At 71.3% G+C, this 13,372-nt stretch carries 8 protein-coding genes; 5 read left to right on the top strand and 3 right to left on the bottom strand.

The genetic code is table 11. The features are described 5' to 3' along the window. Positions 1-54 precede the first annotated feature (54 nt). Both AC3EO4_RS15210 and AC3EO4_RS15205 read left to right on the top strand, forming a co-directional pair. The gene (locus AC3EO4_RS15210; RefSeq protein WP_379573668.1) at positions 55-948 is read left to right on the top strand and encodes a carbohydrate kinase family protein; all 894 of its coding nucleotides are present in this window, start codon (positions 55-57) and stop codon (positions 946-948) included. Positions 949-1,001: 53 nt separating this feature from the next. Next, positions 1,002-3,647 carry an ABC transporter substrate-binding protein gene (locus AC3EO4_RS15205; protein WP_431896122.1) on the top strand — a complete coding sequence of 882 codons (2,646 nt, stop codon included), beginning with the start codon at positions 1,002-1,004 and terminating at the stop codon, positions 3,645-3,647. 10 nt (positions 3,648-3,657) lie between these two features. On the opposite strand, the gene AC3EO4_RS15200 is transcribed toward AC3EO4_RS15205, so the two are convergent. Further along, the gene (locus tag AC3EO4_RS15200; protein WP_379573666.1) at positions 3,658-5,745 is read right to left on the bottom strand and encodes a RecQ family ATP-dependent DNA helicase; all 2,088 of its coding nucleotides are present in this window, start codon (positions 5,743-5,745) and stop codon (positions 3,658-3,660) included. 106 nt (positions 5,746-5,851) lie between these two features. Beyond that, a complete protein-coding gene (locus AC3EO4_RS15195) occupies positions 5,852-6,676 on the bottom strand; it encodes a TauD/TfdA dioxygenase family protein (RefSeq protein WP_379573665.1) in 825 nt (274 codons plus the stop codon). Between the two features lie 131 nt (positions 6,677-6,807). Here AC3EO4_RS15195 and AC3EO4_RS15190 point away from each other — a divergent pair, with 131 nt between their 5' ends. The 3 genes from AC3EO4_RS15190 to AC3EO4_RS15180 all read left to right on the top strand — a co-directional run bounded on the left by AC3EO4_RS15190 (position 6,808) and on the right by AC3EO4_RS15180 (position 11,347). Continuing rightward, on the top strand, positions 6,808-8,178 hold the full coding sequence (locus AC3EO4_RS15190) for an alpha/beta fold hydrolase (RefSeq protein ID WP_431896120.1): 1,371 nt from the start codon (positions 6,808-6,810) through the stop codon (positions 8,176-8,178). Positions 8,179-8,188: 10 nt separating this feature from the next. Continuing rightward, complete coding sequence (locus AC3EO4_RS15185; protein WP_431896118.1) at positions 8,189-8,764, top strand: GNAT family N-acetyltransferase; 576 nt, start codon at positions 8,189-8,191, stop codon at positions 8,762-8,764. Positions 8,765-8,848: 84 nt separating this feature from the next. Next, positions 8,849-11,347 (top strand): DNA gyrase/topoisomerase IV subunit A, encoded by a 2,499-nt coding sequence (locus AC3EO4_RS15180; protein WP_379573662.1) that lies wholly within the window; start codon positions 8,849-8,851, stop codon positions 11,345-11,347. 51 nt (positions 11,348-11,398) lie between these two features. On the opposite strand, the gene AC3EO4_RS15175 is transcribed toward AC3EO4_RS15180, so the two are convergent. After that, positions 11,399-13,276: a beta-galactosidase gene (locus AC3EO4_RS15175; RefSeq protein ID WP_431896116.1), complete on the bottom strand. Its 1,878-nt coding sequence runs from the start codon at positions 13,274-13,276 to the stop codon at positions 11,399-11,401. Positions 13,277-13,372 lie beyond the last annotated feature (96 nt).

Below are 13,372 nucleotides of genomic sequence, written 5' to 3'. Positions count from 1 at the left end.
GCTGTTAAGTTTTTCGGCGTCAGGCGCGAAGGATTGCAGCAAGGCGGTGACATCATGACGCGGGTCGTGGTGGTGGGCGATCTCATGACCGATGCGGTCGCGCGCGCCCGCTACGCGCTGGCCAGGGCGAGCGACACCCCGGCGATCGTCACCATGCATGGTGGCGGCTCGGGGGCCAACATCGCCTCGTGGCTTGCGGTCGAGGGTGCGGAGGTCGCTTTCATCGGCCGCCGAGGCGCCGACATCACCGGACGCAACCGCGACATGGAGCTCATGGGCTACGGCGTCGACGCCAGGCTCGTGATGGATCCCGAGCGTCCCACGGGCACCTGCGTGGTGCTCGTCACGCACAAGGGCGAGCGCACCATGCTGTCCGATCCTGGCGCCAACGCCGCATTGTCGCCGGAGGACCTGCCGCGCGACCTGTTCAACTCGGGTGGCCACCTCCATCTGTCCGGTTACACGCTGATCAACGAGGGCTCCCGCGAGGCCGGTCTGGCCGCCCTCGAGATGGCCCGCAGGTCCGGCATGTCGATCTCGGTCGACTGCTCCTCCTCCGCGCCGCTGGAGCGCACGGGCGCCGAGCCGTTCCTCGAGTGGACCAACGGCGCCAAGCTGCTGTTCGCCAACGCCGACCAGGCCAAGGTGCTCACCGGGCGCGACGACCCCGAGGCGGCCGTCAAGGTGCTCACCGCGTGGTTCCCGCAGGTCGTCATCAAGATGAACGTCGACGGCGCCCTCTGGTACACCAACGGCAGGCCGGAGCCGGTCAAGGTCGCCGCCGAGCCGGTGGACCGGGTGGTCGACGGCACCGGCGCGGGCGACGCGTTCGCCGCGGGGTTCCTGCCCGAGTGGCTGGCCGGTAAGCCGCCCGCCGAGGCGCTGGCGGCGGGCTGCCGCCTGGCCTCGAAGGCGATCTCTCACCTCGGGGCTCGCCCCCGCCTCTAGCGCCACCTATGGTGGATACTCCTGATGTCGCGACAAGGGAGTGAAGAACCCGCGTGCGTGCGTTACGGCCGGGCGATCCGCACATGGTCGGCGCCTACCAGGTCACCGGGTTCCTCGGTGAGGGCGGCCAGGGCAGCGTCTACCTCGGTCTCGCCCCCTCGGGCGAACCGGTCGCGATCAAGATGCTGCACGCCAGGTTCGCCGACGACGCCTCGGCGGTGCGGCGCTTCAGGCGCGAGGCCGAGGCGGCGCGCAGGGTCGCGGAGTTCTGCACGGCCAAGGTGCTGGAGGTCGGCGCGCTCGACGACCAGCCGTACATCGTCAGCGAGTTCGTCGACGGCCCTTCGCTGCAGCGGCAGGTTGCCGAGTCGGGGCCGCTGACGGGCGCCTCTCTGGTACGGCTGGCGGTCACGACGGCCACCGCGCTGGCGGCGATCCACCGGGCGGGGGTCGTCCACCGCGACTTCAAGCCGAGCAACGTGCTGCTGGCCGCCGACGGCCCCAGGGTGATCGACTTCGGCATCGCGCGGGCGCTGGACATGAGCCAGAGCCTGACGACGAGCGTGGTGGGGACGCCCGCCTACATGGCGCCCGAGCAGTTCCACGGCGACACCACACCCGCGGGCGACGTCTTCTCGTGGGCGGGGACGATGGCCTACGCGGCCACGGGGCGCGGGGCCTTCGGGTTCGGGTCGCTGCCGGTGGTGATGCATCGGATCCTGGCGCTGGAGCCCGACTTGTCGGGCGTGGGAGAGCCGCTGCGGGAGCTGCTGTGGGCGTCGCTGGCCAAGGACCCCGCGGCGCGGCCGACGGCCGAGCAGCTGGTGCGGGCGCTGATCGGGTTCGGCTCGGGCGCCCAGGCACCGGTCCCCGCGCCGCCCTACCCCCCGCTGCCGCACGGGGTGACGCCGGCGACCGCTCCGCGGTACCCGCACGGCCCGCCCGCCCCTCTGCCTCCCGCCAGGTATCCGGTGTCGGGGGCGGTGGCGGAGAAGCCGGGCCGGTGGCCGAAGGTGCTGGTGCCGATCGGGGCGGCGGCGATGACCGTCCTGCTGGGGGTCGCGGTGTGGGCGTGGCCGCGCACGAACGCGGACGGTGGCGGCCAGGTGACACCCCAGTCCGCCCCGACGCATCGGCCGGCGGCCTTCAACGCGGCGCTGACCGGGGTGGTCGCCCCGTCCACCAGGAAGGGCGGCACGCTGCGCATCGGCACCACCGCCGCCCTGGACGACATCGACCCCGCCAACAGCTTCAACACCGAGCTGTGGAACTACGGCCGCCTCTACGGGCGGTCGCTGACCATGTACAGGCCCGCACCGGGAGCCGCGGGCACCGAGGTGGTCCCCGACCTGGCCGAGAAGCTGGGCGAGACCTCCGACGACGGCAGGACCTGGACGTTCACCCTCAGGGACGGGCTGCTGTTCGAGGACGGCACGCCGATCACCTCGGCGGACGTGAAGTACGCGGTCATGCGGTCGGCGGACAGGGAGCTCATGCCCAACGGCACCGATGCGATCGTGCGGCTGCTCGACATGCCCGGTGCCTACACCGCCGCCGACGCGGGCAAGGCGATCAGCACCCCTGACGCCAGGACCGTCGTCTTCAGGCTGAAGCACCCGATGTCCAGCTTCAACCAGCTCGCGACGCTGCCCGTCACCATGCCGGTGCGCATGGGCTCCACGAAGCCGCTCTCCTCCGGCCCCTACAAGGTGGGGGCGAGGAGCGGCACCTCCGTCACGCTGGTCCGCAACGCCCACTGGAGCGGCGCCGGCGACCCTCACAGGACGGCGTTGCCTGACCGGGTCGAGCTCACCTGGAACATGAACGCCGAGGAGGCCGGCAGGAAGCTCCTCTCGGGCGAGCTGGAGGTGATGTCGACACCGGCGAGCGCCACCCTCGACAAGGTCAGGGCCGATCCGGCGCTCAACGTCCGGAGCGACGCGCCGTCGATGAACTTCCTGCGTTTCCTCGCCGTCAACACGCGCCTCGCGCCGTTGGACAGGGCCGAGTGCCGCAAGGCGGTCCTGGCCGCCGTCGACAGGGCGGCGCTGCACCGGGTGTACGGCGACGGCCCCTTCGGCACCGAGATCGCCACCCGCCTGCAGCCGCCGTCGATGCCGGGACGGGGCGAGCTGGACGACCCGCGCCCCCTGGCGTCGGCGGCCCGGCCGCCCGAGTCGTGCGGGAAGGTCTCGTTCACGCTGCTGACCAGGGACGGCGAGACGGACGTCTCGGCGGGCAACGTGATCCGTGACAACCTCGCGGCCGCGGGTATCGAGGTCACGGTCAAGAACGTGCCGCTGCTGGAGGAGATCGACACGCTCGGCAACCCGGCGGCGCACACCAAGCAGAAGGTCGGGCTGGTGATGCGGCGGTGGTCCCCGGACTGGCCGGACGCCGACCCGATGCTGTCGCCGCTGATCGACAGCAGGGAGATCGTCGAAAGCGGGTTCTCCACCAACCTGGGAGTGCGGCTGACCCAGGTGGACCGCCTGATCGACCAGTCGCGCAGGACGCTCGACCCGGAGGCCAGGGCTCGGACGTGGCGGCAGGCCGAGCGGCTGGTGCTGGAGGAGGGACTGGTGCTGCCGCTGCTGTGGATCAAGGGAGGGTTGATCAGGGGGAAGGGGGCGACGAACGTGCACGTCAGCGCCGTCTACCACGACTACGACGTCACGACGATGGGCGTCGCCCCCTGACGCCCGTCGGTCAGGAGGTGGTGGCCAGGGCCAGGGGCAGGACGGCGGGCGCGCCCGCGTGCCGGACCAGCGCCGCGGCGAGCGTCATCGTCCACCCGGTGTCGACCCGGTCGTCGATCAGCAGCACAGGCCCGCCGCACTGCGCGATCGCCGCTCCCAGCTCCTTGGGCATCGCCAGCGTCCCTCTGATCGCCTGCACCCGCTTGGCACTGTTGAACTGCTGGCCGGGCGAGCCCGCCCGGTAGCCCAGCTCGCCGAGGTAGGTGAGCCTGCCCACCTGTGCCAGGCGTTCGGCGAATCCCCTGACCAGCAGCGGGCGCGACGCCGACGGCACGTTCACCACCGCGACGGGCCGCTGCTTCCACTCCCAGGCGGCCAGCACGTGGACGACCGCCTTGAACATGTCGTCGGCCATGGGCGCGTCGGGCGCGTTGAACAGCTCGCGCAGCCTGTTGCCCCACCCGATGTCGGTCAGCCTGCCGAGCGCCCTGCCGGGTTCGGCGCCCAGCTCCGGCTTGATGCGCCCGGACAGGTCGGCCAGCCCTGTCGGCCACTGCCTGCGCGCCTCGACCTCGACGCCCGGCCTGCTCAGCGCCTGCCTGGCGCTCTCCACGGCCACCGCGGCGATCTCCGGCGAGCGGTGCGCGCCCGTGCAGTTGTCGCACCGCCCGCACGGCGTGGCCGCCTCGTCGTCGAGCCGCCTGCGCAGGTACTCCTCCCTGCACTCGGTCGTGGTCAGGTAACCGAGCATGGCCTCCTGCTCGGACCGGCGTTCGGCGGCGATCCTGGCGTACCGCTCGGCGTCGTAGGCCCACTCCTCGCCGGTCGCCGTCCAGCCGCCCTTGACCCTGCGGACCGCACCGTCGACGTCGAGGACCTTCAGCATCATCTCCAGGCGGCTGCGGCTGAGGTCGACGACCGTCTCGAGGGCCTGGGTGGACATCACACCGCCGTTCTGCTCCAGCGCCTGGAGCGTGGCCCGGACGACCGGCTCGGGCGGGAAGGCGAGCGAGGTGAAGTACGCCCAGATGTCGCGGTCCTCGGTGCCGGGCAGCAGGATGACCTCGGCTCGCTCCACGCCGCGGCCCGCACGGCCGACCTGCTGGTAGTAGGCCACGGGCGACTGCGGAGCGCCGACGTGGATGACGAAGCCCAGGTCGGGCTTGTCGAAGCCCATGCCGAGCGCGCTGGTCGCCACCAGCGCCTTGATCTTGTTGTTGAGCAGGGCCTCCTCGGCGGCCAGGCGCTCGGCGGGCTCGGTCTGGCCGGAGTAGGCGGCCACCTCGTGACCCTGGTCGCGCAGGTGGCCGGCGATCTCGTGGGCGGCCGCGACGGTGAGGGTGTAGACGATGCCGGACCCCGGCAGCTCGTTGAGGGTCTGGGCGAGCCAGGCCAGGCGCTGCTCGGCGCCGGCCAGCCGTACGACGGACAGGTGGAGGCTGTCGCGCTCGAGCGGCCCGCGCAGGACCAGCGCGTCGTCGCCGCCCAGTTGCTCGGCCACGTCGCGGGTGACGCGCGCGTTGGCGGTGGCGGTGGTGGCGAGCACGGGGATGCCGGGCGGCAGGTCCTCGAACAGGGTCGCCAGCCTGCGGTAGTCGGGGCGGAAGTCGTGGCCCCAGTCGGAGATGCAGTGGGCCTCGTCGACGACCACGAGCCCCGCGCTCTCGGCCAGCTCGGGCAGGACGTTGTCGCGGAAGTCGGGATTGTTGAGCCGCTCGGGGCTGACCAGGAGCACGTCGACCATGCCCTCGGCGACGCGCCCGTAGATCTCCTCCCACTCCTCGGGGTTGGCCGAGTTGATGGTGACGGCGCGGATGCCGGCGCGCTCGGCGGCGGCGATCTGGTTGCGCATCAGCGCCAGCAGCGGGGAGACGATGACGGTCGGCCCCTCGCCCAGCTCCCTGAGCAGCGCGGTGGCGACGAAGTAGACGGCCGACTTGCCCCAGCCGGTGCGCTGCACGACTAGGACCCTGCGCCGGTCGACGACGAGCGCCTCGATCGCCGACCACTGGTCGTCACGCAGCCGCGCGTGATCACCCGCCAGAGCGCGGAGATGGGCTTCGGCTTCTTCCCGCATCATCGCGACCGCTTCAGTCATGTGCTCCTTGTTACCAGGTCCCGCCGACGAATTCTCCCGCGAGCGGTGTTCCAGGACAGGACCGGCGCTCTCCGGGCCGCGCCCGCCCGCGGCCCGGCGAGGCGGATCAGGCGGGGTCGGCGTGCTCGGGGAAGGCGTTGACGGTGACGCGGTGCATGCGACGCCGCTCGGTGTAGTCGGCGACGGCGTAGTGCTGGGTGGAGCGGTTGTCCCAGAAGGCGAGCGTGCCGGGACGCCATCTCAGCCGCACCTGGTACTCGGCGGAGCGGATGTGGTCGATCAGCAGCGGGAGCAGCGCCTCGTTCTCCCTGTCAGAGAGGCCGACCAGGCGGGTCGTGGACGACCGGTTGACGAACAGCGCCTTGCGTCCCGTCTCGGCGTGGGTGCGGACCACGGGGCGTACCAGCGGCGGCCACTTGGCCTGGACTTCGGCCAGGTCGAAGGGGTGCCCCTTCGAGATGGCCTTCTTCATGGAGGCCGTGATGTCGTGCACGGCTGTCAGCTCGTCGCACAGGCGTTGCAGAGGTGGCGAGAGGGTCTCGTAGGCGAGGTAGGTGTTGGCCCAGAGCGTGTCGCCCCCGACGCTGGGCAGTTGGACGCAGCGCAGCAGGGAACCCATCGGCGGGGTCGGCTCGAAGGTGTTGTCGCTGTGCCACTCGTCGCCGCCCTCGCCTTTGGGGTCGGTCTGGTCGAGCACGTGGATGGGGCTGGCGCCGTCCTTCTTGAAGGCGGGATGGTTCAGCGTGCCGAAGTTCAGCGCGAACTGCAGGTGCTGCTCGTCGTCGATGTGCTGGTCGCGGAAGAAGAGCACGAGGTGGGTGAGCCAGCCTTGCCTGATGGTGGCGACCTCTTCCGGCGATAGCGGTTTGCGCAGGTCGACGCCGGTCACCTCGGCGCCGATGTGCTTGGTCACCGGATGGAACTCGATCATGACGCCTCCAGGGGATCTCCTCTCCGGGACCGTACTTGCCAAGCAATTGCTTGGTCAAGACAACGGCGGGTGAGTGATGTCAGACCGTGGTCTGATGTGCGGGAACCAGGGGATTCGGCAGCGTGTCCGGCATGATCGCACACGCCGTTCTGACTCTTGCGCTGCTGGGGCCCATGCCCTCGGCCGCCCTCGATCCCTCTCCCGCCCCCTCCGCCTCGGCCTCCGTGCCCGCCGAACGGATGGAGAGGCTGGAGGTCACCGTCCCCGTCGACTGGTCCAAGCCCGAAGGGCGCAGCCTCACTCTCAAGGTCGGCAGGCTGCGCGCCACGGGCCGGTCGGCCGGGTCGGTCCTCATCGCGTACGGCGGGCCCGGCGCCCCAGGGATCAGGCTGACGGAGTCCATGCCCCAGATGTGGGCCGACCTGCGCAAGCGGATGGACATCGTCACCTGGGACACCCGCGGCTACGGCGAGCAGTTCCAGGGCACCAGCACGGGACTGCCGTGCGTCTGGACGCGCGTTCCGATCCCCGCCTTCCCGCGCGACGACGCCGAGTTCGCCAGGATGACCGACACCAACAGGGGCATCGCCGAGGCCTGCCGCAACCGCGACCCCGAACTGTTCGCGAACATGAGCTCGGCCGACCACGCCAGGGACATGGAGGCGATCAGGAAGGCCCTCGGCGAGCCGAAGCTCACCTTCTACGGCGCCTCCTACGCCGGCTTCTACGGCCAGGCCTACGCCAGGCTGTTCCCCGGCAAGGTCCGGGCGATGGTCCTGGACGGCACATGGAACCACGCCACCGCCGACTGGACCCGGGAGCTGGAGGACACCGCGCGGCAGAACGAGCAGGCCATGGGCCGATACTTCGCCTCGTGCGAGGCGGCGGCGTGCAAGCCGTCCTTCTGGCGCCGGCTCGTCGCCAGGGCCGACCGCTCCCCCGTCCCCGCCGGGGCGAGCGTCGCCTACGACGGCCGCGACCTGCAGGGGCTGGCGATGGGGTTCGTCCGGCAGGGACCGGAGGGCTGGAAGACGCTGACCGCGGCGATCGAGAAGGCCGCACGCGGCGACGCGTCGGGCTTCGTGCCGCCGCGCGGCCTGCGCTACCCGGACGTCGCGACGGGCGTCACCGAGTGCGTCGACTGGCCGCGCTTCGGCACGCGCAAGGAGATGGCCGCGACGGTGGCCAGGCTGAACGCGATCGCGCCGAGCGCCGGCACCGCGAACACGCTGGCGACGGCCACCCTCACCTGCGTGGGGTGGCCGGTGAAGGTGACCAACCCGCCGAGCCCGCTGCCGAAGGGGCTGCCGCCGCTGCTCGGCGCGGGCGCCTGGGGCGAGTCGGACGCCGTGGCGCGGGTGCTGGCGCAGGTGCCGGGCAGCGGCCTGGTACGGCACGAGGGGCCGGGTCACACGCTCTACCCGAGCAACGCCTGCGCCAGGGACCACGTCAACCGCTACCTGACGGACCTGGTCGTCCCTGCCAAGGGGACCACGTGCTGAAATATCGGGCGTGGATGTCATCACCTCGTATCTCGAGCAACGCTCGCCCGACGCGCTGATCCCGGCCAAACCACCTCGGCTGCCGGTCGAGGTGGTGCGGGCCGAGGTGCCCTCTCCCGAGTTCAGCCGGTTCCTGTACACGGCCGTCGGCGGCGACTGGCAGTGGACGGGACGCCTCACCTGGACCTACGACCAGTGGATGGAGTACCTGACCAGGCCCGGCATCGAGACCTGGGTCGCCTGGCACAGGGGCACCCCCGCCGGCTACGTCGAACTGGAGCCGCAGCAGGGCGCGCAGGTGGAGATCGCCTACTTCGGGCTGCTGCCGTTCGCGATGGGCGGGGGCGTGGGCGGCCACCTGCTCTCGGTCGGTACGGCACGCGCATGGGACCTGGCCTCACGCTGGCCAGGGCTTCCCGCCACCGAACGCGTGTGGCTGCACACCTGCTCGCTCGACGGGCCTGCCGCTCTGGCGAACTACCTGGCACGCGGCTTCCAGGTGTACGACGAGCGGCTGAACGAGCCCGGCGACGTGGACGAGGGCGAGACCCCGGGACCGTGGCCCGGCGCACACCGACCATCCTGACGCGCAGGGGCACTTTCGACCGCGAGCCGGGCAAACACGTGGCTGAGTCGCGTGCACCCAAGATTCTTCGGCACAATGTTCGACATGGCCCGACGGACGACCACACCCCCACCTGACGAGGACTTCGAGGAGCGGATCGTCGACATCGACGTTTCCGCTGAGATGCGCACGAGCTTCCTCGAGTACGCCTACTCGGTGATCTACCAGCGCGCGCTGCCCGACGCGCGCGACGGGCTCAAGCCCGTCCAGCGGCGCATCCTCTACTCGATGAGCGAGATGGGCCTGCGCCCCGACCGCGGGCACGTGAAGTCCTCGCGCGTCGTCGGCGACGTCATGGGCAAGCTCCACCCCCATGGCGACAGCGCCATCTACGACGCGCTGGTGCGGTGCGCCCAGCCGTTCTCCATGCGCATCCCGCTGGTCGACGGCCACGGCAACTTCGGCTCGCCCGACGACCTGCCGGCCGCCATGCGGTACACCGAGGCCAGGCTGGCGCCCGCCGCCATGCTGATGGTGCAGTCGATCGACGAGGACACCGTCGACTTCAAGCCCAACTACGACGGCCAGGAGACCGAGCCGACCGTCCTGCCGTCGGCCTTCCCGAACCTGCTGGTCAACGGCACGACCGGCATCGCGGTCGGCATGGCGACCAACATGGCGCCGCACAACCTCGTCGAGGTCGTCGCGGCCGCCCGCCATCTGATCAAGAAGCCCGACGCGACGCTCGACGAGCTGATGAAGTACGTGCCGGGGCCCGACCTGCCGACGGGCGGCACGATCATCGGGCTGCAGGGGGTCCGCGACGCCTACGAGAGCGGGCGCGGCACCTTCCGCATGCGCGCCAAGTGCGCCGTGGAGCAGACGACCCCGCGCCGCAAGGGCATCGTCGTCACCGAACTGCCGTTCAACGTCGGCCCCGAGCGCGTGATCGGCAAGATCAAGGAGCTGGTCAACGCCAAGAAGCTCCAGGGCATCGCCGACCTGAAGGACCTCACCGACCGGCACAAGGGCCTGCGCCTGGTCATCGAGATCAAGAACGGCTTCATCCCCGAGGCCGTGCTGGAGGAGCTCTACCGGCTGACGCCGATGGAGGAGTCCTTCGGCATCAACAACGTCGCGCTGGTCGACGGCGAGCCGCGCACGCTGGGCCTGCGCGAGCTGCTGAAGGTCTACGTCGAGCACCGGCTCGAGGTCGTGCGGCGCCGCTCCGAGCACCGCAAGCGCAAGCGCGAGGAGCGCCTGCACCTGGTCGACGGCCTGATCATCGCGCTGCTCAACATCGACGAGGTCATCCAGGTCATCCGCTCCAGCGACGACTCCGCGCAGGCGCGCGCCCGCCTGATGGAGGTCTTCGACCTGTCGGAGATCCAGGCCGCCTACATCCTCGACACGCCGCTGCGCCGCCTGACCCGCTTCGACAAGCTGGAGCTCGACAGGGAGAAGCAGACGCTGTCGGAGGAGATCGCCGATCTGAGCGACATCCTGTCCTCCGATGCCCGGCTGCGCCAGGTGGTCTCCGGCGAGCTGGCCGACGTGGCCAAGAAGTACGGCACGCCGCGCCGTACCGTGCTGCTGGAGTCGTCGGGCGTGACGCGCAGCGCCGCGGTGACGCTGGAGGTCGCCGACGACCCCTGCCTGGTGCTGCTGTCGTCGACGGGGCTGCTGGCCCGCACCAGCGACGCCTCGCCGCTGGCCGGTGGCGCCGAGCGGTCGGCCCATGACGTGCTGGTCTCGGCGGTGCGCAGCTCCGTCAGAGGCGACGTGGGCGTGGTGACCTCCCATGGCCGGATGATCCGCGTCAACGTGGTCGACCTGCCGACTCTGCCGCCCTCGGCGAATCCGCCCTCGCTGTCGGGCGGCCATCCGATCGCCGAGTACGTCTCGCTCAACCCCGACGAGGTCGTGGTCGGCCTGGGCTCGCTCGATCCCGACAGTCCAGGGCTCGCGCTGGGCACCGCGCAGGGCGTGGTGAAGCGGGTCGTGCCCGACTACCCGGGCAACCGCGACGACTTCGAGGTCATCGGGCTGAAGGACGGCGACGTGGTCGTCGGCGCGGTGGAGCTGGAATCGGAGGAGCACGACCTGGTGTTCATCACCTCCGACGCGCAGCTGCTGCGCTACCAGGCCTCGGTGGTGCGCCCGCAGGGCCGCCCGGCGGGCGGCATGGCCGGCATCAGGCTCGACGGCGGGGCCACGGTCGTCTGGTTCGGCGCGGTCGACCCCGCCCAGCCCTCACAGGTGGTGACGATCGCCGGATCGGCGACGGCGTTGCCCGGCACGCAGGTGGGCGGCGGCAAGGTGTCCGACTACGCGGAGTTCCCGCCGAAGGGCAGGGCGACGGGAGGCGTGCGGGCGCAGCGCTTCCTCAAGGGTGAGGACGTGCTGCTGCTGGCGTGGGCGGGCCCCGGGCCGGCGAAGGCGGTGTCGGCGGTGGGCAAGCCGGTGCCGCTGCCCGAGGAGATCGGCAGGCGCGACGGGTCGGGGCTGCGCCTGACCCACACGATCGCCGCGATCGGCGGAGCGCTGCGAGCGGTCGGGGGCGAGGAGCCGCCGGCCGCGCCCGAGGAGCCCCAGCCCGCCTGAGCGCCGGCCCTGGCCCCCGCTTTCGAGCGGGGGCCAGGGTCGCAGGGAACGTCACAGGGAGTAGAGGTCGCCCGCCTCGACCGCGGCGAACCGCGTGCCCCCGAACGCGATGGCGGCGGAAACGGCGGAGTCGAGGAAGCTGTTGACCCCCTTGACCAGGTGATCGTCGAGCCTCCCTCCGGCCAGCCTGGCCACGGCCGCGCCACCGCGGCAGGTGACGACCTCCAGCCTGTCGCCACCCACCTCCACCCCGATCGGCTCGTCGTTGTCGCTGTGCGCGAGGACCGTGAGGTAGCGGACGCCGCTCGACGGATGCGCCCTGAGGTAGACGTCGGCCCTGCCGCGCACCACTCGCGCGGCAGGGACGGGCAAGGGCTGCGCCTCACCTGACAGCGCGCCGGCCAGCACCGCGCACGGCCGCGCGTCCTCGTCCTCGACCGGGACCTCGCCGTCGACCAGCACCCGCCCGCCACCGGCGGCGTGGTCGGCCAGCAGTCGCTGGACGGCCCGGTGCATGCGCCTCCCGCCCGGCACCGTCACCGTTCCGTGCGCCGCCAGCCGCTCGGCCGTGGTGTGCTGCAGGTCGAGCAGCGCGTAGTCCAGCCCTGCCGCGCGCATCCTGTCGTGGTAGGCCCGCAGCGCCGCCCCGCACGCCCCGGTCCCCGCGTACGGCAGGTAGAGCCCGAAGGCGCCGCCTGTGGCCGGCACGCACTCCAGGAACTCCGCCCCGTGCCTGCCGAAGAAGTCCGCCAGGGCCTTGACCACCGGCGCCTTCTCCGTGGCGGTCCCGTCCGCGGCGATGGGGGCGCAGTCCGGGTACGGCGGAGCGTGCCCGGCGTCCAGCTCATCCGTCCACCACGAGGTGTTCACGCCGGTGTAGACGTTGAACCCGGTGGCCCCTGCCGCCATCGCCAGCAGCGTCTGGTGGAAGCTCGTCGTCGCGTCGGCGTAGGCGCGGTCGTAGAGCTCGGAGAAGCCCCAGTTCTCCTCCATGTTGGGACCGGGGGCGAGCTTGGCGGCGATCACGTAGCGGGCGTGCGCGTCGGCGTCGGCGGAGACCACGCCCATCCAGTTGGTGAAGCCGTAGTGGATGTCGTCCCAGGTGGCGGGGCGTACCCTGGCCAGCCAGTCGTCCAGGTGCGCGACCGTCGGCGGGTTGAGGTTGACGACCACCGGCACGCGGCAGCCGACCGCGTCGGCCCATCGCCGGTAGACCTCGGCGAGGTAGTCGGCGTGGAAGCGGCCCCAGTCGGCGCCGGTGGGCGGGACCTGTTCCCATGAGGTGATCGTGGCGTCGTGCAGGCGGTTGTACTCCTGCGGCGTGCCGTACCAGTGCTGGAGTCTGGACCGGAAGAACGCCAGGCCGGAGTCGCTGTAGTCGTAGGAGGTCAGGGGCAGCGCGCCGTTGGTGTACAGGCCCTCGTTGGCGATCTGCATCATGATCACAGGGCCGTCGGGGTGGGTGGCGGCGTCCAGTACCTCCTTGCCGACCGCCGCGAGCCACTGCGCGGTCCTGTCGAAGAAGGCGGCGCCCAGCGGCGCGGGCAGCGGCAGGCCGCCCCAGCGCAACGGCTCCCCTGCGGAGTCCAGCACGGGCTCGTAGGAGGCGACCCAGTCGGGCAGCCCGCCGTAGTTGGTCTCCGCGTGGATGAAGGGGCCGGGCTTGGCGATCACCTTCAGCCCCAGCTCATGGCAGAGCCCGAAGAAGGCGATCACGTCGGTGAAGTCGGGAGCCACATCGGGATCGGGCTGGTGGTGCCGCCACGGGATGTAGCTCGTGATCACTTCCACGCCCAGATCGTCGCGGAGCGCCCGCAACCTGCCGGCCCAGTCCGAGGGCCGGTCCCTGTAATAGGGGTAGTCAGCGGTCACCAGCACTCTGGGCGTGCCGTCGACCACGACCACACCCTCGCGAACCTCAATGCTCATAGCGGCACTTATTTCACATCTCGCAGTAACTCGCTACACCTCGCGCTGACTTAATTCACATCGTGACCTAAGATGGCCGCAGCGATCGGGGAGGAT

It is taken from the genome of Nonomuraea sp. bgisy101 (assembly GCF_057708945.1).
Note: the sequence above shows the minus strand (reverse complement) of the source record. Positions and strands in the feature narration are given on the sequence as shown.